We start from the raw sequence: 19,277 nt of genomic DNA, 5'->3' as shown, positions 1-19,277 counted from the left end.
ATACATTCAGCTTGCTCAGCGATACCCGACCGTCAAGGCCTACAAACAAACTCAGACTTATCCCACACACTTGATTGGCAAAGATAAGCAACTTGAAGATATAAATCCGACTTAAAAAAAGGCCGCCTATTCAGGCGACCTGTTTTTTAATCACATCAAACGAAGTAGCGCAAGTTGAATTGAGAAACAGGCAAACCCGGTCAACGTGCGACCGGACACCGCCTCGTGACTCAAGCGCTCAGGAATGACGCAGCGGCAAGCCCTCCGGTTTATAACCCAGGCGCAAACCACCCCAATGCCGTCCCTTGACCATGATCGGAACGGACAAATCGTGCATCAGCTCCCCCGTGTCACGGGTGTAGGTCTGTAGCAGTACCGCCTGTTGATGGCTGCCACAGCGGATGCCCGTGCGGTCGTCGAATTTGCGTTTGCTGCGATTGCGCGCCGTATCGACGGCAATATCTCCGGTCAGTGGCTGGTTGAACGCGTTGTTATGAGTCGGGACGTAGCCCTGGGGCGTGCAGGCAATGGCGAACACCAGGCCATCGTGTCGCGTCAGCAGCGGCTCCTGAATCGCGGGTAGCACCTGATCGGTGTAACGATCGAAACGGGTCTGAAATCTCGCCGGTGCGGTTTTGGCAATAGGTTGGTAATTGCGATCGAACAAATCATCGATGCTGACGCGGGCCTCATCAATATCCTGCTCGAACTTCAGCGCGATCTGACTGGCGCCCTCCTTCGCCAGGTCATAGATACGCTGGTGATAATCATCCAGGCCCACTTCTGCCAGGCGCTCACTGATGGTTTCAGCCTGACCCTCCATCTGCACGGCGGCATCCGCCAGTTTGCGCGTCTGGTCATCGCTGATGGCCAGATCGCTGCGCATCTGTTGCACGGCGACGAACAGGCCATCCAGTTGCTCTTGATTGGTTTGCGCGCCCAAGGCGATTTCGCTGACTTGCAGCTCGACCCCGGCGGTCAGTCGCGCGATGTTTTCCAGATGCCGACCCGTGAGTTCGACTTGCTCCACACCGCTGTCCAGATCAGTCGATAACTGGCGGATCTGCTCAACGACCTGGGCCGTTCGCTGCTGGATGTCGGCCACCATCTGGCCGACTTCCTCGGTCGCGGTCGCGGTACGCCCGGCAAGGCCGCGGACTTCATCGGCCACCACGGCAAAGCCGCGGCCATGTTCGCCAGCGCGGGCAGCCTCGATAGCGGCATTGAGGGCCAACAGATTGGTCTGACTGGCAATGGACTGGATGACCAGGGTCACGCGCTGAATCTCTTCACTGCGCTGACTCAAGGCCTCGATCAGCTCCCGGCTGCTGATGGCGCGTTTGCTGAGAACGTGCATGCGGGTTATGGATTCGCCCAGCACACTGCGGCCGGCGTCGCTGCTTTGCCGCGCCTCGCTCGAAGCGCTCAAGGCCTGCTGGCTGAGCTGCGCGGTCTGGTGTTCCGTGGCGATCATCACGTCAGCGCTGGTGACGATTTTTTCCGCCGCAGACAACTGCGACTGGACCTTGCCCGCCAGCTGCCTGACGGAAAACGCCACGCCAGCTGCCGACAATGCGTTGTGGGTGGTAGTCCGGGACAAGTCACGGGTCAGACGGCTGATATCCGCGTTCGCGTCATAGGGTGTCTCGGCAGATGGCTTGCCAATAAAGAAAAGCGGTAGCCAGATAATTGCCAGGGCCAGAGGCAAGGCCGCGTAGACCGACAGCCCGACAAACGCCAGTGTCAGCAATAACAAGATGAAGGCGATGCTTTGCAAAACGGGCACCAGCCAGCGAGCTGCCGGAGCCGAACGCGTTTCGGTTGCCTGGCTATCCAGCGGCGTGGCGGTCAACGATCCATTTGCGGCCATAGCCTTTACCCCGTTTGTGCTTATCGTTATTTTGTCTGCATTAAACGCCAGATAGCGGCCCCACGCCATGAGTCGTTAGTTGTAAACCATCCACGACAGAACTCTTCCTGCTCTTGCCCGGTCGTATCTGCATACATCGGGGCAACGGCAAGCGACACGCTCGGTACATCGATTTTTCTGATCAAGTTGAGGCCTGTCTTGAGTTCTGCAACCACCTCGATTTCGACTGACATATTTATCGGCGACAGCACGATGGCGCAGCGCATGAGAGCTCATGACTGGGCTGCCACCGCGCTGGGTCCTGCGGAGAATTGGCCGCAGTCGTTGAAGATGGCACTGCACATTCTGCTCACGTCGAAGTTCGAGATGTGGCTGGGCTGGGGCGATCAAGTCCATTTTTTCTATAACGATGCCTACCGCCCGACCCTCGGCCAGAAAGATGCCCATGCGCTCGGGATGCCGTTACGAGAGCTGTGGCCGGAGATCTGGCTGGAAGTCAAACCGCGCATCGAAACGGTGTATCAGCAAGGTACCGCGACCTGGGATCAATCCCTGCTGTTGATTTTGCAGCGCAATGATTATCCGGAAGAGACCTACCACAGCTTCTCCTACAGCCCGCTGATCGGCGATCACGGAAAAATCCAGGGTCTGTTCTGTGCGGTAACCGAAGACACTGATCGCGTGCTGAATGAGCGACGCCTGGCACTGCTGCGCTCAGTTGCCAGCGGGATGGCCGGCACCCGGGATCGACACGGCATCTTCGCCAGCCTGCAAAGCGCCCTCTCGCAACAGCCCCGTGACTTGCCGTTTTCCCTGACATTCATTGCCGATGAGCATGGCGCGCCAATTCTGAGTTGCTGCAGCGGTTTCGACGAACGCCATGGCCATGTCGTCCAGCAGTTGACCGAGCTCGAACAGTCGCACTGGAGCGACTCTGGCGGCCAGCGGCCGGACCGCCTGATGCTGCTGGACTTGACGGCTGTCGCGGCAAGTCTGCCCTGTGGCGCCTGGGATCAGCCGCCAGCAGTCATGGCCATGGTTCCACTCAAAGGGACCGACCCGCTGCAGCTCAATGGTTTCATGCTGATTGGCCTGAACCCTTATCGACCTCATGACCCGGACTACTTGAGCTTCATCGAGCTGATCGCCGGGCAAGTGGGCTCCAGCCTGACCCGTGTCGATACCTACGAAGCCGAGCGCCGTCGCGCCGAGGCGCTGGCCGATGCCTTGCAGATGCGTCAGGCGGCCGCCGACCTGCTGCATCAAGCCAATCAACAACTGAGTGCAGAAGTCGAACAACGCAATCAGGCGTTGGGCGAAGCCTTGGCGCAACTCAAGAAAGAAGCCAGCGAGCGCGAAGCGATCCAGGAAGCACTGCACCAGTCGCAGAAAATGGAAGCCCTGGGGCAACTCACCGGCGGCATCGCTCACGACTTCAATAATTTGCTGACGGGCATCATCGGTTCGCTGGAGATGATCAGCCGCCGCAGCAGCAGCGGCAAAGCTGCCGACACCCAACGCTATATCGACGCCGCGACCCAGTCAGCCAATCGTGCAGCAACCCTCACCCATCGGCTGCTGGCATTCTCCCGACGCCAGCCACTGATCCCGCGCCCTACGGATATCAATCAGCTGATGCTGTCGATGGAGGACATTCTTCGGCGTTCCCTGAAAGAAAACATTCGCATGCATTTGTTTGCCCATGACGAGCTATGGCAAACCCTGTGCGATCCCCATCAACTGGAGAGCGCCCTGCTCAATCTGGTGATCAATGCCCGGGATGCCATGCCTGATGGCGGACAGCTGACTATCGACATCTGCAACGTCAACCTGGCCCGCACCGCCATTGCCAGGCAGGTCGATGCGGTGCCGGGTGATTATGTCTGCATCCGTATCCGCGACACCGGTTTCGGCATGCCGCCGGAGGTCCTGGCACATGCCTTCGAACCGTTCTACACCACCAAGCCTCAGGGCCAGGGCACCGGCCTGGGACTGTCCATGGTCTATGGCTTCGTTCGCCAATCCGGCGGCTACGTGCGCATCGATTCCGCGCAGACACAAGGCACCGAAGTGCGGCTATACCTGCCGCGCCATGATCCTGTCGAGTTGCCGCACGCCATGCCAATTCAGGATGACAACCCGGCCACGGTCAGCGGATTTACGGTGCTGGTGGTGGAGGACGAACAGACGGTACGGGAACTGGTGCTGGAGGTGTTGCAGGACTTTGCCTGTGTGACGCTGCAAGCCGCGGACGGGCTGTCCGGCCTGGCGATTCTGGAAAGTGATCAGACCGTGGATCTGCTGATCAGTGACATCGGGCTGCCCGGTCTGAACGGGCGACAGCTGGCTGACGCAGCGCGGGTCAAGCGTCCGGCCTTACCGATTCTGCTGATGACCGGCTACGCAGAAAATGCCGCGCTCGCCAGTGGATTTCTGGATCAAGGCATGCAAATGCTGACCAAGCCATTCCCCCTTGCCGAACTGACTGGACGAATCCGCGCGATGCTCGACCAGAATCCGGCGCAAACGACCGAGAAGCCTTGAGGGCTCCCCGGCACCGTGCTGTCAGGCTTGGTGTTATCAGGCTTGACGCTGGTGTTTGTCGATCTGCTCGTGACGCTCTTGCGCTTCGATGCAGTATTTCGTGGTCGGACTGATCAGCAGGCGTTTCAGGCCAATAGCCTCGCCGCTGTCGTCACACCAGCCAAAGCTGTCATCGGCAATGCGTGCCAAAGCCATTTCCAGCTGTGGAAGCATGCGCTGATCACGATCGATCACGTTCACCAGCCAGTGACGCTCTTCTTCGACTGAAGCCGCGTCCGCAGGATCGGCAGGCGTGTCCAGGCTTTCGATGGCGATACGGCTCTGCTCGATACGCTCGTGGATTTCGATCTTCATGCCCTGCAACAGCTTGACGAAGAAAGCGTGCTGCTCGGCATTCATGTAGTCATCGGCCGGCATGGCCAGCAACTTTTCCTTTGTCATTGATTTCTCTATAAAAAAAACGTGCATTAAGGCGAATTAAGGAGCGGCTCAGCGTTGCCGTAAAAGCGCCATAGTCTCCAAGCGCCACCTGGCACTCAATTTACGAGGGGCGGCAGTCTAAGGCCGGCTTGGGCAGTCGGCAACATAATTGACGCGAATTGGTGTAACAAGTCCCGCAACACCTTGTTAATTGGGGGCTGTAACGCCTGTCCGCTGGTCGCCGGAATCAACTGGACCAGCCCATGACAGAACGCATTCGCGGACAAGGCCACTTTAATAGCCAGGTATAAGGACCTGGAAAGTGGTCGTGTCCGCGACTGGGTGATTCAAATTCCGCGACTTGCGCCAGCGACCCCATTCTGACTGCCTTCAGGCACATCGGTTCCGAATCGTTTTATAACAGCAGCTGCCCTGATCCCGCAGCGCTTGTACAACAATCAAAGTGGCATCTGGCCTTCAGTCCTGAATATACGCAGCAACAGCAGCAAAGGTAAAGCCACCGACCGTCCCGGCATTACAAAATCACCACGCGCCCCTCCTGGGCGCTCAAACGCGCAGCATCCAGCACCCGCGCCGAAGCGACTGCGTCATGTGGGTCCACGGGGTTGGGACCGATGCCTGCAATGGCGCCCTGCAATTGTCGATAGAACTCCAGCCAGCAACCACGTGCGGACTCCACCTGTTCGCGGGTTTCGCCCTGTTCGAACCGGCCCCAGCGCTGAGGCTCTTCCACTCCCCAGTGTTCGCCTTCAGAAACTGGCGTCAGCCCGGCCAACGAAGCAGCCTCCTGACCGTCAAGACCTTCGACGCTGTAACAGCCTGCTGTACCGCTGACCCGGAAGCGTGGGCCAGGATGACTCTGCAGACAGCTGCCCCACAAATGTGAAACCACCCCGTTGCAATGGGTCAGGGAAACGAAAAACTGATAGTCGACAGGCTCGTTCGGCGCGGCGAATTGCAGTTCCCCGTAAACCCTGGCGACCGGGCCGAACAGCAGCAAGGCCTGATCCACCAGATGGCTACCCAGATCGCGCAACATGCCGCCACCGCCGGCTTTGCCGACAGATTTAGGAGAATAACGCTCAACGCGAGATTCAAAACGGCTGACTTCACCCAGAACGCCGTCGTCAATCAATTTACGCAGGGTCAGGAAGTCAGAATCCCAGCGGCGATTCTGGTAAACGCTGAGCAGCACGCCCTTGCGCTCGGCCGCATCCACCAGCGCCTGCGCCTGCTCGGCATCGGCGGCGAACGGTTTGTCGCTGACCACCGCGACACCAAGCTGGATGGCCTCCAGAATCAAGGCCTGGCGGGTCGCCAGCGGCGTGGAAATCGCAACGGCATCAACCCCGGCGGCAACCAGATCAGCCAGACTGTCAAAAGCCCTGGTTTGCGGATAATCCTGCGCCAGTTCTTGCCGACGTTCCGTCGAACGGGTCACGACACCGACGAATGTGGCGCCCGGCAAGCTGGCAATCAACGGCGCATGAAAGTACCGACCGCCTTTGCCATAACCCACCAATCCGATTCGCATGGTCATTTCCTTCTATTCATATCTTATTGGCCGCAAGCTTACCTTCTTCAGGCGCTCGACTGCTGAGCTGCGTTTGACCTGTCGCAAGTCAGTAAGACACTCAAACGAATCCTTTTATTGTACAAGAATAATATTTTGTACAATAAATTGCGCATTCTTGTACAAGAATACTATGATGGCCTTATGCGATGGAATGCATCAGGGGCACTTCAAGCCCCGCCTGCCAGGGACCTGGGCGTCACGTTGTGCACCCAGTCGAGCTCGTCATCATGCTATTCAACACTTCGAAGAAAGAAATCCACGACCTTCAGGAAATCATCGCCCGGCAGGCAAGCCTGTTAAAGGCGATCGACCGCTCGATGGCCACGGTCGAGTTCGATTTGAATGGCGTGCTCATCAGCGCTAACGACAACTTCCTCAAGACCATGCGCTACCGGCGCGAGGACGTGATCGGTAAACCGCACAAACTGTTTTGCAGCTTCGATTATGCCCGTAGCGCCGAATACCAGCAGTTGTGGACGCGTTTGCGCGCGGGCGAGTTCGTGTCGGCCACCTTTCGCAGACTGGCTGGCGATGGGCAGAATGTCTGGCTTGAAGCCAGCTACAACCCGATCAAGGACAGGTCCGGCAACGTGGTCAAGATCGTCAAGTACGCTCTGGATGTAACTGACCGGATCCAGGCCGAAAGCGAGGCCAACAGCAAGCTCGCCGGGCTGGACCGTGCCATGGCGGTGATCGAGTTCGATATGGAAGGACGCATACTGCGCGCCAACGACAACCTGACGCGGCTGCTGGGCTATAAAGAAGCTGAGTTGGTCGGCAAGAACCACCGCATGCTGTGCCCGCCGGAGCTCATTAACAGCAATGAATACCGGGACTTCTGGCAGCGCTTGAACAAGGGTGAGTTCTTCAGCGGCCAGTTCAAACGCTTGAGCCGCCAGGGCGACACGCTGTGGCTGGAAGCCAGCTATAACCCGGTGTATGACGCCAACGGCGATCTGGTGAAAGTGGTCAAGTTCGCCACCGACATTACCGCACGCGTCGAACAGCATCTGCGTGATACCGAGAGCGCTGCCCAGGCTTATCACATATCCGTCGAAACGCAGAAAGTTGCCGGGCAAGGCACGCAGGTGATTCACCAGGCCGCCAGCGAAATGCGCCAGATATCGTTGAACATCGAGTCTTCGTCGCGGGTGATTGCTCAACTCGGTCAGCGTTCGGATCAGATCAGCACCATCGTTGACACCATTCGCAGCATTGCCGACCAGACCAACCTGCTGGCGCTCAATGCCGCCATCGAAGCGGCTCGCGCCGGCGATCAAGGTCGGGGCTTTGCCGTGGTTGCTGACGAAGTTCGGCAACTGGCCGGACGCACCAGCCGCTCCACAGCGGAGATTTCGGAAATGATCGGGGTGATTCAATCAGAAACCCAGCAAGCGATTTCCAGCATGGACAACACCCGCGCCAATGCCAGCAAAGGCGTGGAACTGGCCGACCAGGCTGGAGCGGTAATCGTGCAGATCAGCGAAAGCACAAACAGTGCGGTGGATGCGGTGCGAATGTTTGCGCAGGCTTCGAAGCGGTAAGGCCGAGCGGAGTTTGTTGGGCAACGGGCTAAAGCGTGGCCTGATTCTTCTCCCCCATCTTCTTGCTGCGCTTTTCCAGGATCAGATACACGACCACGGCAATCAGCAGCGGTGTGAGGAAGTAAAGGGCCCGGTAGCCGATCAACGCCGCGAGCAAAGTGCCTTTGGAAAACTCGTGCTGCATCAAAGTGATGAATACGGTTTCCAGTACGCCCAGCCCGGCCGGGATATGGGTAATCACGCCAGCGATGCTGCTGATCAACAGCACACCAAGAATGGCTGGGTAAAACGCTTTTTCCGGCAGCAGGATGTAGATCACCAGGGCCATCAGCGACCAGTTCAACGCGCCGAGGCTGGCCTGGGTCAGCGCCTGTTTCAGGGACGGCAAAGTGACTTCCTGCTCGCGGATCGTCCACGAACGACGCGTGGAGAAACGGCACGCCAGCAGATATCCAAAAGCGATTGCCAACAAGGCAACGCCGATCAGGCGCAATGATGTCGTGCCTACGGCCCACTCTTTGGGCAGTTCAAGAAAGCCCATGGAGAACACCACGCCCGCCACCACCATGTAGCCCAGCCAGTTGGTGATCAGGCTGAGGCTCAGGATGCGCGTGATGGTCGGTACGTCCAGCCCGAGTCGCGAATAGAGCCGATAGCGCAAGGCGATACCGCCAACCCACGAACTGAGGTTCAGGTTGAAGGCGTAACAGACGAAGGCCACCGGGACGACCTGCTGGATCGACAACTTGTGCCCGGTGTAAAACCGCGCCAGCACATCGAAACAGCAATACGTCAAGTAACTGCACAGGGCAACTCCGAAGGCGAGCCCCAAGGTGCTGATCTTGTAGGATTGCAAAGCCTGTTTGACTTCCTGCCAGTCGAGATTCTTCACCAACAGAAACAGCAACACCGGCACCGCGATGAAGAAAAACACGTTGAACGCGCGCTTGGCCCACTTCCATTTGCTGCCCTGCTTGCCGGCCTGTTTTCCGGAGCTGCGCTCCGAAGGCGCATCGGATGCCTGAATCATACGGATTTCTCCTGATCTGACTGCAGATTGACCCGCAAATCATGAGGGATGCCCTCTTTTTGCTCTTGCTCGATAACACTTGCCTCAGGAATCACATCTGCAGCGCGCAGCGGTTTAAGGCGCAGGCCATGGGCGGGAAACAGTCCGGCAATAGCTGGAAAATGCCGCAGGAAGTGAAAACTGAGGACAATCATCGGCGCGCGCCACCATTGCCCGCGCGCAGCGCCTTTCAGGCTGATCTGCTGACTGTGCGCAGCGGCCAGGTCACGCAGATGCTCGTGCAATTGCTGATTGAGGCTAGGGTCGCGAATAAACAGATTCACTTCCAGATTCAGCGCCAGGCTCAACGGGTCGAGGTTGCTGGAACCCACGGTGGACCACTCGCGGTCGATCAGCGCCACTTTGCCGTGCAGCGCCCGCTGTTTATATTCGTGAATCACCACGCCTTCACGCAGCAGGAAGGTGTAGGTCAGGCGCGAGCAGACCCGTACGAATGGCATATCAGGCTGGCCCTGAAGAATCAGGGTCACTTTGACGCCACGCCGTGCCGCATTGCGCAACTCGCGCAGGAATCGATAACTGGGGAAGAAATACGCATTGGCAATGGTGATGCGATGGCTCGCGTTGCGCATCGCCAGCAAATACTGCTCTTCGATGTCGGTGGTGTGTTCCTTGTTGTCACGCTCGCACAGCAACATTCGCGCACTGCCCGCATGATGCGGCTCGATCCGCAGCGGCTTGAATTTGGACCGCACGGCTTCGCCCAGCATGCTCATGGCCGAGGCGTGAATATCCGCCACGATGGGGCCACGCACCATCACTGCGTAATCCTGCTTGGCGGTCACGCCAGTGTCGCTCATGTGATCGACGCTGTAATTGATGCCGCCGATGAAACCGATCTCGCCGTCCACCACCACGACCTTGCGATGCAGGCGCCGGAACAGATTGGTGCGCATACCCATCACCCGCGGGCGAGGATCGAACAGCTGGATATGAACCCCGGCGGCGATCATGCGGCCGACAAACGAGTTACTCAGGTCCGAGGTGCCGTAGTCATCCACGGTGACCACCACCCGCGCGCCATTGGCCGCAGCCTGAAGCAAGGCCTGTTGCAGCGCCTCGCCGACGCGGTCTTCGAAAATGATGAAGGTTTCCAGCAACACTTCCTTGCGTGCCGCCCGGATGCAGTCAAAAACCCGGGTGAAATAATCTTCGCCATTGATCAGCAGCTCTACCGAGTTGCCATCGCGCCACTGTCCGTGGTGTTTCATATGATCGTTCATAAGGTCACCTCCACTGCGAGTGGCGCATGATCGGAGAGATGCGACCATGGCCGGTTGGACAAGACTTTGGGCCTGTGGGTGGTCGCGTTGCGTACATAAATACGGTCCAGCGCCAGCAGCGGCCAGCGCGCCGGAAAGCTCTTGGCCGGAGCGCCGAATTTATCGACGAACGCTTCATGCAAACCCGTCCCGACCAGCTGCGCATCGGCCCGTTGTCGCCAGTCGTTGAAATCTCCGGCGACGATGACCGGCGCCGATTCCGGCAGACGCGCCAACAAATCGGCAAGCAGCTTCAATTGCTGGCGACGGTGCCCTTCACGCAGACCGAGATGCACACAAATGGCATGCACCTGACCAAAATGCGGGACTTCCAACACACAATGGAGCAGCCCGCGTTCCTCCGTACCATGAATGGACACGTCCAGATTCTCATGATGGCTGATGGGATATTTGGACAGCAGCGCATTACCATGATCGCCATCGGGATACACCGCATTACGACCATAGGCGAAGTCGCTCCACATGCTGTCCGCCAGGAACTCGTACTGCGAGGTTGTCGGCCAACCCTTTACCCGCTGGGCATGGCTTTGATGCTCACCATGCACTTCCTGAAGAAACACCACATCGGCGGAAACACTGCGCACGGCATCACGCAGCTCCGGCAAAATGAAGCGCCGATTGAAGATCCCGAAGCCCATGTGCATGTTCATCGTCAGTACATTCAGTGATACACCGGTTGCGGTGGGGGTACGTACGCCAGTTGGCGCAATGGCACTGCTCAAAACTTCACTCCTTGCATGTCACCCGGCGCCACTTCCAGTCCTTGAGTCAAGTCGAAGCGTTCCAGCAGTTGGCGGGCGTCATAAGGCGCCCGGACTTTGATGTCGTTGTCGAAATAGCAAAATATGTCCCGGGATTTACGCTTCGGGCCGCCCTTGGCCACGATCAGGTGCGCGTCAGCGGGTTGCGATCCCTCGCGCCAGTGCTGAATCCGGTCGCCCCAGCGCTTGAGCGCCTTGTTGGTGTAGCCACTGGCGTAGAGCTTTTCGTCGCCGTGCAAGCGCAGGTAAACGAAGTCGCTGGTCAGGTCTTCCATATACGGCCACTTGCCCGCTGTGTCAGCCACCACCAGCGCAACCTTGTACTTGCGCAGCAGGGCGACAAATTCAGGAACGAGAAAGCTGTCGTGACGTATTTCCACGGCATGTCGCACGCGGCCGGTTTTTGGCATGTCCAGGTAGCCAGGCTTTTCCATGCGCTCGTCGCAACCTTTGGCGCAGGCCCTGGCTTGCTTCATATCCTTGGGCAGCAAGCCCAGAAAGTGCTCGAATTTTTGCGCATCAAATTTGAAGGTCGGGGGAAACTGCCAGAGAATCGGCCCCAGCTTGTGCTTGAGCTGAAAAAGGCCTGAGGCAAAGAAATTCGCTACGGGCTTTTCGATGTCGTTCAGACGTTTTACATGGGTTATAAAACGCGGAGCCTTGACGCTGAACACGAAGTCGTCTGGCACATCGGCAAACCAGCCGGCATACAGGGCAGGCGTTTTCAGGGAGTAAAAAGAGCCATTGATCTCGATGCTGTTCACGGCACGTGAGGCAAATTTCAGCTCGTTTTTCTGAGCCAGTTCGTCAGGATAGAAATCCCCCCGCCATGGAACATAGCGCCACCCGGAAATGCCAATGCGGATATCACTCATGGAAGTGGTCTCGGTTTCGTGTGCGATGTGAGGCGACAGTCACGTCATATGAAGCCTGTCGCTCGCACAGGTTCCCTAACCCGCATACTCCACTACCACAATGTCACGCCTGGAGCGGGCGATCCGGCACGACATCATCCTCTTCATCAACAACACCAAGGCTGCCCGGCAGGGTTTGCGGATCCGGCGGTTCTACATCATTGCCAATGCCCGGCTCTGCTTCCGAAAAACCTGGATCAACTACATCGCCGTCATCCAGATCGGCATCATCGTCGTCAAGTAAATCAGGATCGGGCGGAATCGATTGTTGGGTTGTTAAAGTATCCATAACCACCTCTTTGGCATGACCTCCGACGGAGGCCTTAACAATTCGAATACGTCCCAGTTGCTCCGTTCAGTGCATTTAGTGACCTTACATCGGCAATAACCGACTGACTCACTCTGCCGCTTACTTGCCAAACCGTTTATCTGCAACACGGAACCTTAAGCAACTCAACTGCGACAAGCCGCCATGACCGCTCGTCGACTCCGGCACTACTTCAATAAACTTTCCGCACCCAAGTTGCTTCTCAAGAACACGAGGCAACTGTCTCGCCAGTGGCAATTCAAACAATACTCACAGGTGAAATAATCATGCCCAATACATCGAAACCCAAAGATGATGACAAGTCGAAAAGTACCGGGAAAGGTTCGGGCAACTTTGCCGACAATCCTGAAAAGGCTTCTGAAGCGGGCAAAAAAGGCGGCAAGGCCAGTTCCGGAAGCTCAAGTAAAAGTGCAAGCAAATAAAACACTACGTCCTGGCAGGATGGGAACTCATGTTCCCGTCCTGCGGCGTTAACGTTCTGGAGACCTGCCGATGAAGCAACTGACCGCATTACTGCGCCCTGCCGCGATTACCCTTGCCCTTGGGCTGACAACGATGAGCGCCTTCGCCGCGACTCCGGCCGGATTCGTCGATGACGCGTCGGCAAAAGGCCTGGCCGAAATTCAGACAAGTGAGTTGGCTTTGCAAAAAAGCCAATCGGCCGATGTGAAGAAATTCGCCCAGATGATGGTCGACGACCACACCGCTGCCAATAAAGAGCTGGCTCAAGTGGCGACCGGTCTGAAACTTGAAGTCGCGGACGAAGCGGAACTGATGGCCCGAGCCAAGAAAATGGTGCTTGAGTACCGTGACGAGTCGTTCGACAAGGCTTACGCCAACAATCAGGTCGTGGCCCACGAGCAAACCATCGAATTGTTTGAAGAGGAGATCAAATCGTCCAAGACGCCTGAGTTGACGGCCTTCGCCAAGAAAACGTTGCCAAAACTCCAGCATCACCTGGAAGAAGCCAAATCGCTTCAGGCCAAATACAAGTAACGCCTGCTGCACAGCCGTTTGCGTCTTCGGTGTGGATCGCGGGGACGCAAACTCGGCATGCCTAGATCATCCATCCCGCACTGCTGCGTTTTCGCGCTTTTTCACGACTGCCGCAGATATTCATCTGGCACCAGCGTCGCCCGCCATTTTTTGAAGTGTCGATAAACAACCAGTCGCAATCAGGCGTGGCGCAGACTTTCAGGCGCAGTTGATCCGGTCCGGTCAACAGACTCACCGCCTGCGTCGCAAGGCGAGCAATGAAATTATCCGTCATGTCATCCAGGCTTTTCCCGATCTGCCACTGCCAGATCACGTGCCGCCCGTGCATGGCGAGCCGACGTTGCGCTGCCGTACTCGCCAGTACCTGATTCAGGTTATTCAGGGCGTGATCATCCAGCAGTTGCCCCTCAGCCACTGGCAGCAGCAGTTGGTAAAGCTGTTCGCGGAACACAATCAGGCGCTGGAAGGAGAGGACTGCGGACGGATGTTCGACCAGCCCCAGATAATGTTCAAACTCCAGGTCATTGATCAGACGAACATGATGGAACCAGCGCACCACATCCTCCAGCGTCGCCAGCTTGTCTACCACTTCCCTCAGTGCACTGCCCGGTCGGCGTCCATTGCAGGTATTCAGGTAATCGAGTACTGCCAAGCCACCTACCAGCCGCAGTGAGCTGATTTTGAGTTGACTGATAAACATGATCAGCCCCTTGTCTTGATCCGACACTTGAAGCATGGCAGATATCAGCAAAGAACCAAGTGCAATCGGACGGCCTACAACCAGTTCGTTGACATTTGTGAGATTTGGTCTTGAGTCAATGCAGCAGTATGGAAAACCCGAAACGTGGCACACGCATAGTCGGCATCCGCGATGGAACGCATATTTTTTCAGTTCAGGCTTTTACGCTACTTAACTGTGGTCGGTGTTTTTTGCGCGGGGTTTACCGCAGTAATTGCAGCCACTGCGGGAGGGATTGCGGTTGAGGTCGAGAACAGATCCGAGCCCGTTTTGTGTGCCGAGAAAGACAACGTCACGCTCAATATCAAATCCCCCGAAGTACTGAGCTTTCGTATCGAAGCGACCCATCCGGCGTATATCGGCTCATTGCAGGCGGACCGCACCGCCGCTGACTTCACGGCCTGCGACATGCGCGAAGACCCGGCGTTCCATGCCTCAAGACCAGCACAGCGCATAACCCTTTTCGAAACCAATGACGTTCGCCTCATAGGCTATACATTTCCAACTTTCTGGCGGCCCGGTGACGTTCCCTTCAAGGTCGGTGAACGGATCGAGAGAGGGCTGCACATGGTGCAACTCTGGGTCCATGCCAATGGTCGCCTTGAGGAGATTCTCGTCCTGTATCCGCCAGACGGCTATTGGCGAGCACGACCGCTACCGCCGGACCATATGCGTTCGACGTCCTATGGCAGCTCATTCCTGATCGGGCCGATTGAAATCAAGGACCGACCGGTGGTCGAGATAAAGGAAATCTCATTTGATCCGGGGACTACGACGTTTCTGCTGGGCTTCGTCGACGGCGGAACAGCGAGAATGACCGTCAGCGCAATAGACACTGACAAACAGGTGATCGATGTCTCCTTCGACAAACCAGTCAGTAACGCCCCTTTTGCAGCCTTGCGCTCGATGTATGTCACTGAGTTCAACGCCGACGCTGCACGCATCGCAACCAGAGGGCCGCAGCAACCGGGGTGGATTGAACAGCCGATCATGGCATTCACGAAAGCCGATGCGACCGATATCTGGACTGGAAGACTCGTTCCATCGCGCCACAACACCAGCGCACCGGACATCATCTTCAACGGTTTCTCCAGGACGATCACACCCACCGGCAGGCCGGTATCCAGTGCTCAGGGAAATTCAACCGGAAGTGTCGATCAGCGTTAGCGTCAATTTCCGGCATTGATCAGGATTCTCACCGCGTTCTCCCTGAGCATGCGTGGGATCGCGGAACCCGGTCCCGCGAGCTGAGCGCCATTAGTGACTTCGAAACTCGCCTGATTGTCGGTGGCCGAGCTACCGCCCACAAAAACCGTGAACTCGCCAGGCTCGATTCGGCGCAAAAAGAAGTGATCCAGCAGCGCCAGATCATCCTGATCCAGTTGGAAAGTCAGCGTCCGGGTTTCGCCTGGCGCGAGTTTCACCCGCTCGAAACCGCGCAATACGCGAACGGGTCGAGTCACGCTGGCGATACTTTGGCGCAGGTACAATTGCACGATTTCGTCGCCCTCTCGATGCCCGGTGTTACTGACATCAACCTTTATCGTCAGTGTCTCGTCAGGGGCAATCCACCGGGCGCTTAACCTCGGCGCCTGATAGGCGAACGTGGTGTAGCTCAGACCATGACCAAAGGGATAAAGCGGCGTCCAGGATCCGTCGATATATTTGGAGGTGTACTCGGATTCGAGACTCGGTGGACGGCCAGTATTTTTCCGGGCGTAGTAAATGGGCAATTGCCCGACTGCCCGAGGAAAAGTGATCGGCAGCTTGCCGCTGGGGTTCACATCACCAAACAGTACATCGGCGACCGCATGGCCCATTTCCGAGCCGAGAAACCAGGACTCGAGGATCACCGGCACTTGATCACTCATCAAGGAAAGCGCCAATGGTCGGCCGTTCATGAGTACGACTACCAAAGGTTTGCCTGTCTCGACGAGACGAGCCAGCAGTGCTTCCTGACCGCCCGGCAAACCCAGCGACATCCTGCTTCGCGCCTCGCCGCTCATCCTTACGGTTTCACCCAGAACTGCCACGATGACATCGGCATCTTCACTGGCCCGCAGTGCGTCATCAATGCCCGAGAGGTCCAGACTTTCAGGCGAGGCACCCGGCACGTGAATGACCGTCGTCGTGGATGACACAGCTTGTTTTATACCCTCCAACACCGTGTTCGACTCTTCGATACGCACTGGCCCGGACCAGGGTCCCAGGGTGGATTCGGCATCTGTAGCCAGTGCACCCGCCACCACCAGCTTTTTGATGTCCTTGCGCAACGGCAGCAATGCCCGGTCATTCTTGAGTAACACGATGGATTTCTGCGCAGCCTCCCTCGCCAGGCTCAGGGTCTCGGGTATGCGGGCAAGAGCCTGCTCACGGGACGCATCACTGTAACGGTACGGGTCTTCAAAAAGCCCCAACCGTTGCTTGGCTTGCAGCACGCGCCGTACCGCATCATCCAGCGCGTCAATACGGAGTTGGCCGCTTCGAACCAGGTCGGGCAACTGCTGTTGATAGAGGCCGCCGGCCATGTCGATGTCGATGCTCGCGTTGAAGGCCAACTGCGCGGCGCTGGATTCTGTCGCAGCCACGCCATGCTCGATCAAATTGTCCACACCGTTGAAATCGCTGATAACGAGACCGTTGAAGCCCCACTGCTTGCGCAAATAATCGTGCAGTAACCTATGGTTGGCATGCATCGGCGTGCCTGCGACTTCGTTGAATCCGGGCATGATCGAATCGGCACCCGCCTCCACCGCAGCCCGAAATGGCGGGAGATAGACCTCACGCAGCGTGCGTTCCGAGAGGTCGGCAATGTTGTAGTCGCGTCCCGCTTCCGCCGCGCCATAACCTGCGAAATGCTTGGCGGTTGTCATCATCGTGGAGAGATCAGGCGGCCCTGCCCCGCGAAAGCCTCGGACACGGGCAACCGCCAGAGCGGCCCCCAGAAACGGGTCTTCACCGGCACCTTCCACCACCCGCCCCCAACGCGGATCACGTGCGATATCGACCATCGGCGCGAAGGTCCAGTGTATGCCGTAAGCAGAGGCCTCCATGGCCGCAGCCCTTGCCGTGCGTCGTGACAGCTCCGGATCCCAGGCCGAGGCTTCGGCAAGGGGAACAGGGAAAATGGTTCTGAACCCATGGATCACATCGAAGGCAAACAATAAGGGAATTCGCAACCGGGATTCTTCGACAGCCACGCGTTGCAGCTTGCGTGTGGCCTCGACGCCATAAGCATTCAGCAGAGAGCCCACAAGCCCGTTACGAATGCTGTCATCGCCGCCGTTTTCCACGATGGGGCCAGCGGGTGTTATCTGGACAGCCAACTGGCTGAGCTGGCCGGCCTTCTCTTCAAGGGTCATTCGGGAGAGCAGGCTGTCGATCAGATCATCGTTGTCCAAATCCGCGCCAGCACTCAAATCAAGTGAAGTGCCGGTGGTGAGCGCCGCGAACAAAAGCACGGACAGGAGTCGAGAATGCGCCATGACAATCACACTGCCTTCACGCTGCTTTTCAGTGCAGCAGACGCCAGTGGCTCGGAAGTGAACGGGTGATACTGATAGAGCCATGTCTCTGACAGCGCATCATCGCCCAGTTGCAGAAACAACCGCAGCTCCACGGGCTCGCTGCCCTCCACGCTCAAATCAAACTGAGCCCGCCAATGCCCTTGCTTGCCGTCAGGGACGGCCTCCGTGAATACATTGGATAGCTTGCCTCTTGATGTGGAAAGCACCGCCAGCGGTCGGACCCCGAAGGGGATTTTTGCCAGGCCGTCGCCCTGAAACTCGACGACGAACTTGCGATCACCCTCGGGTCGGTCCTGACCGGGCAGGCCACCGCGACCGAGACGAGTCGCCACGCAACGAGCCAGTGGTGAAGGAAAAGGTTCGTCCGCTTGCCAGTGCAGGCGGTAACGCAGACGGAAGTTTTTACCTGTCTCGGCCGCAGGCTTGGGGACCCACATGGCGACAATGTTGTCGTGAGTCTCGGCGTCGGTAGGAATTTCCACCAACTGTACGCTGCCTTCGCCCCAGTCGCCCAGAGGTTCAACCCAGAGACTGGGACGCCGTTCGTAATGCACGCCATCCTGGTAGTGGTCGAAATTGCGATCGCGCTGCAACAGGCCAAAGCCTTTGGGATTGTTATCGATGAAGGCCGAGGCCATGGTGCGCGGGGCGTTATTGAGCGGACGCCAGATATGCTCACCATTACCGGTCCAGATGGCCAGACCGTCCGAATCATGCACTTGCGGCCGCCAATCGACGGCAGTGGGCTTGGCGGTGTCGGAGTACCAGAACATGGAGGTGAGCGGCGCGATCCCCAGACGCTCGATGTCCCTGCGCAAAAACAGCGAAGCATCGATATCCATGATGACCCCTTTGTCCCTGTGCAGGACAAAACGATAGGCTCCGCAAATACTCGGTCCTTCAAGTAACGCATAAACAGTCACCGCACTGCTGCGTGTGTCTGCGGCTGCTTCAAACCAGAAATGGCTGAAGTCTGGAAACTCCTCAGGCTGGCTCGCCTGCGCCACATTGACCGCAATTCCGCGAGCGGAAATGCCGTACTGATATTGATCACCGATTGCGCGAAAGTAGGAGGCGCCGAGAAAGGCGACCCAGTCATTGGTGCGCCAATCCAGTTGGCGCTGGTCGCCGGAGCGGCTCTCCTGGAAACGGAAGCCGGCGAAGTGATTGCCGGGGGGCAGCCGGCGAGCGGGACTGTCTGCAGGCATGTCGAAATAGGAGTCGTCGAAGACAATCTCACGCGCCATGTCGTCGTGAACAACGTGCATCGCCACGGGAAAACGAAAATAGGTACCCAGGTGAGAGAAAACAACCGGGTACTGCCCTGGCCCCAGGGCAAACAGGGCTAGGGCGGTGTCGAATTGTATCTTCCCGTGCGCATCGTAATTGATCTGCGACAGCACCTCGGCAGGGCCGGTGGTGGGAGCAAACCAGGGCATCCGCGACTTTGATTCGGCCAGTTCAATCAAGCTCTCGAATGAAAAAGGTGAAGCTTCCCCCAACCGGAGTTTCTGCTCTTCGCTGCCCATCGCCGATGAAAGTTTGCCCATACCGGCGAGCGCCGCAGACAGGGTTGAAAGTGCGAGAAGCGATCGACGAGTGAGCATGATTTTCGTCCATGATTTTATTCCGATAAAAGGTGTGCAGCCCCTTTAGCCATGTGG

The 19,277-nt window shown here is 57.6% G+C and carries 17 protein-coding genes and 1 pseudogene; 6 read left to right on the top strand and 12 right to left on the bottom strand.

Annotation, left to right across the window (positions count from 1 at the left end; translation table 11 throughout):
• Positions 1-238 precede the first annotated feature (238 nt).
• Positions 239-1,357: a methyl-accepting chemotaxis protein gene (locus ACP7E4_RS20090; protein WP_426117479.1), complete on the bottom strand. Its 1,119-nt coding sequence runs from the start codon at positions 1,355-1,357 to the stop codon at positions 239-241.
• A 539-nt stretch (positions 1,358-1,896) separates the two neighbouring features.
• A complete protein-coding gene (locus tag ACP7E4_RS20085; RefSeq protein WP_426117336.1) occupies positions 1,897-2,136 on the bottom strand; it encodes a hypothetical protein in 240 nt (79 codons plus the stop codon).
• On the opposite strand from ACP7E4_RS20085, the gene ACP7E4_RS20080 reads away from it, so the two are divergent.
• The gene (locus tag ACP7E4_RS20080) at positions 2,135-4,414 is read left to right on the top strand and encodes an ATP-binding protein (protein WP_426117334.1); all 2,280 of its coding nucleotides are present in this window, start codon (positions 2,135-2,137) and stop codon (positions 4,412-4,414) included. The two genes, ACP7E4_RS20085 and ACP7E4_RS20080, sit on opposite strands and share 2 nt — an antisense overlap.
• A gap of 36 nt (positions 4,415-4,450) precedes the next feature.
• On the opposite strand, the gene ACP7E4_RS20075 is transcribed toward ACP7E4_RS20080, so the two are convergent.
• Positions 4,451-4,855, bottom strand: a complete 405-nt coding sequence (locus ACP7E4_RS20075; protein WP_426117332.1) for a TraR/DksA family transcriptional regulator — start codon at positions 4,853-4,855, stop codon at positions 4,451-4,453.
• Positions 4,856-5,369: 514 nt separating this feature from the next.
• Positions 5,370-6,389 (bottom strand): Gfo/Idh/MocA family protein, encoded by a 1,020-nt coding sequence (locus ACP7E4_RS20070; RefSeq protein ID WP_426117329.1) that lies wholly within the window; start codon positions 6,387-6,389, stop codon positions 5,370-5,372.
• A gap of 188 nt (positions 6,390-6,577) precedes the next feature.
• Here ACP7E4_RS20070 and ACP7E4_RS20065 point away from each other — a divergent pair.
• Both ACP7E4_RS20065 and ACP7E4_RS20060 read left to right on the top strand, forming a co-directional pair.
• A pseudogene (locus ACP7E4_RS20065) lies at positions 6,578-7,426 on the top strand (PAS domain-containing protein); the annotation flags it as partial.
• Positions 7,427-7,519: 93 nt separating this feature from the next.
• Positions 7,520-7,975, top strand: coding sequence for a methyl-accepting chemotaxis protein (locus tag ACP7E4_RS20060; RefSeq protein WP_426117477.1), 456 nt, complete (start codon positions 7,520-7,522; stop codon positions 7,973-7,975).
• A gap of 28 nt (positions 7,976-8,003) precedes the next feature.
• Here ACP7E4_RS20060 and ACP7E4_RS20055 read toward each other — a convergent pair whose 3' ends face one another.
• The 5 genes from ACP7E4_RS20055 to ACP7E4_RS20035 all read right to left on the bottom strand — a co-directional run bounded on the left by ACP7E4_RS20055 (position 8,004) and on the right by ACP7E4_RS20035 (position 12,312).
• Positions 8,004-9,005: a lysylphosphatidylglycerol synthase domain-containing protein gene (locus tag ACP7E4_RS20055; RefSeq protein ID WP_426117327.1), complete on the bottom strand. Its 1,002-nt coding sequence runs from the start codon at positions 9,003-9,005 to the stop codon at positions 8,004-8,006.
• Complete coding sequence (clsB, locus tag ACP7E4_RS20050; RefSeq protein WP_426117325.1) at positions 9,002-10,288, bottom strand: cardiolipin synthase ClsB; 1,287 nt, start codon at positions 10,286-10,288, stop codon at positions 9,002-9,004. The genes ACP7E4_RS20055 and clsB overlap by 4 nt, the downstream gene beginning before the upstream one ends.
• Positions 10,285-11,070, bottom strand: a complete 786-nt coding sequence (locus ACP7E4_RS20045) for an endonuclease/exonuclease/phosphatase family protein (protein ID WP_426117323.1) — start codon at positions 11,068-11,070, stop codon at positions 10,285-10,287. Before ACP7E4_RS20045 ends, clsB begins: the two co-directional genes overlap by 4 nt.
• Positions 11,067-11,984: a DUF72 domain-containing protein gene (locus ACP7E4_RS20040; RefSeq protein WP_426117321.1), complete on the bottom strand. Its 918-nt coding sequence runs from the start codon at positions 11,982-11,984 to the stop codon at positions 11,067-11,069. Before ACP7E4_RS20040 ends, ACP7E4_RS20045 begins: the two co-directional genes overlap by 4 nt.
• Before the next feature lie 103 nt (positions 11,985-12,087).
• Complete coding sequence (locus tag ACP7E4_RS20035; RefSeq protein WP_426117319.1) at positions 12,088-12,312, bottom strand: hypothetical protein; 225 nt, start codon at positions 12,310-12,312, stop codon at positions 12,088-12,090.
• 305 nt (positions 12,313-12,617) lie between these two features.
• Between ACP7E4_RS20035 and ACP7E4_RS20030 the strand changes: the two genes are divergently transcribed.
• Positions 12,618-12,773: a KGG domain-containing protein gene (locus tag ACP7E4_RS20030; RefSeq protein WP_426117317.1), complete on the top strand. Its 156-nt coding sequence runs from the start codon at positions 12,618-12,620 to the stop codon at positions 12,771-12,773.
• A gap of 70 nt (positions 12,774-12,843) precedes the next feature.
• Complete coding sequence (locus ACP7E4_RS20025) at positions 12,844-13,347, top strand: DUF4142 domain-containing protein (protein WP_426117315.1); 504 nt, start codon at positions 12,844-12,846, stop codon at positions 13,345-13,347.
• 61 nt (positions 13,348-13,408) lie between these two features.
• Here ACP7E4_RS20025 and ACP7E4_RS20020 read toward each other — a convergent pair whose 3' ends face one another.
• The gene (locus ACP7E4_RS20020; RefSeq protein ID WP_426117313.1) at positions 13,409-14,047 is read right to left on the bottom strand and encodes a CGNR zinc finger domain-containing protein; all 639 of its coding nucleotides are present in this window, start codon (positions 14,045-14,047) and stop codon (positions 13,409-13,411) included.
• A 171-nt stretch (positions 14,048-14,218) separates the two neighbouring features.
• Here ACP7E4_RS20020 and ACP7E4_RS20015 point away from each other — a divergent pair, with 171 nt between their 5' ends.
• Positions 14,219-15,253, top strand: coding sequence for a hypothetical protein (locus tag ACP7E4_RS20015; protein WP_426117311.1), 1,035 nt, complete (start codon positions 14,219-14,221; stop codon positions 15,251-15,253).
• Positions 15,254-15,255: 2 nt separating this feature from the next.
• On the opposite strand, the gene bglX is transcribed toward ACP7E4_RS20015, so the two are convergent.
• Together bglX and ACP7E4_RS20005 are read right to left on the bottom strand one after the other, a co-directional pair.
• Positions 15,256-17,571 (bottom strand): beta-glucosidase BglX, encoded by a 2,316-nt coding sequence (gene bglX / locus ACP7E4_RS20010; protein ID WP_426117309.1) that lies wholly within the window; start codon positions 17,569-17,571, stop codon positions 15,256-15,258.
• A gap of 5 nt (positions 17,572-17,576) precedes the next feature.
• Positions 17,577-19,163 (bottom strand): glucan biosynthesis protein, encoded by a 1,587-nt coding sequence (locus ACP7E4_RS20005; RefSeq protein WP_426117475.1) that lies wholly within the window; start codon positions 19,161-19,163, stop codon positions 17,577-17,579.
• Positions 19,164-19,277 lie beyond the last annotated feature (114 nt).

The organism is Pseudomonas sp. DSP3-2-3, from assembly GCF_049898225.1.
Classification (GTDB): domain Bacteria; phylum Pseudomonadota; class Gammaproteobacteria; order Pseudomonadales; family Pseudomonadaceae; genus Aquipseudomonas.
This window is presented reverse-complemented; position numbering and strand designations above follow the sequence as displayed.

What these genes read in the sequence shown, in the direction of transcription:
- ACP7E4_RS20090 (WP_426117479.1), bottom strand. Translation starts at nt 1,357, where the DNA reads ATGCACGTTCTCAGCAAACGCGCCATCAGCAGCCGGGAGCTGATCGAG.
- ACP7E4_RS20080 (WP_426117334.1), top strand. Translation starts at nt 2,135, where the DNA reads ATGAGAGCTCATGACTGGGCTGCCACCGCGCTGGGTCCTGCGGAGAAT.
- ACP7E4_RS20085 (WP_426117336.1), bottom strand. Translation starts at nt 2,136, where the DNA reads ATGCGCTGCGCCATCGTGCTGTCGCCGATAAATATGTCAGTCGAAATC.
- ACP7E4_RS20075 (WP_426117332.1), bottom strand. Translation starts at nt 4,855, where the DNA reads ATGACAAAGGAAAAGTTGCTGGCCATGCCGGCCGATGACTACATGAAT.
- ACP7E4_RS20070 (WP_426117329.1), bottom strand. Translation starts at nt 6,389, where the DNA reads ATGCGAATCGGATTGGTGGGTTATGGCAAAGGCGGTCGGTACTTTCAT.
- ACP7E4_RS20055 (WP_426117327.1), bottom strand. Translation starts at nt 9,005, where the DNA reads ATGATTCAGGCATCCGATGCGCCTTCGGAGCGCAGCTCCGGAAAACAG.
- clsB (WP_426117325.1), bottom strand. Translation starts at nt 10,288, where the DNA reads ATGAACGATCATATGAAACACCACGGACAGTGGCGCGATGGCAACTCG.
- ACP7E4_RS20040 (WP_426117321.1), bottom strand. Translation starts at nt 11,984, where the DNA reads ATGAGTGATATCCGCATTGGCATTTCCGGGTGGCGCTATGTTCCATGG.
- ACP7E4_RS20035 (WP_426117319.1), bottom strand. Translation starts at nt 12,312, where the DNA reads ATGGATACTTTAACAACCCAACAATCGATTCCGCCCGATCCTGATTTA.
- ACP7E4_RS20030 (WP_426117317.1), top strand. Translation starts at nt 12,618, where the DNA reads ATGCCCAATACATCGAAACCCAAAGATGATGACAAGTCGAAAAGTACC.
- ACP7E4_RS20025 (WP_426117315.1), top strand. Translation starts at nt 12,844, where the DNA reads ATGAAGCAACTGACCGCATTACTGCGCCCTGCCGCGATTACCCTTGCC.
- ACP7E4_RS20020 (WP_426117313.1), bottom strand. Translation starts at nt 14,047, where the DNA reads ATGTTTATCAGTCAACTCAAAATCAGCTCACTGCGGCTGGTAGGTGGC.
- ACP7E4_RS20015 (WP_426117311.1), top strand. Translation starts at nt 14,219, where the DNA reads ATGGAACGCATATTTTTTCAGTTCAGGCTTTTACGCTACTTAACTGTG.
- bglX (WP_426117309.1), bottom strand. Translation starts at nt 17,571, where the DNA reads ATGGCGCATTCTCGACTCCTGTCCGTGCTTTTGTTCGCGGCGCTCACC.
- ACP7E4_RS20005 (WP_426117475.1), bottom strand. Translation starts at nt 19,163, where the DNA reads ATGGGCAAACTTTCATCGGCGATGGGCAGCGAAGAGCAGAAACTCCGG.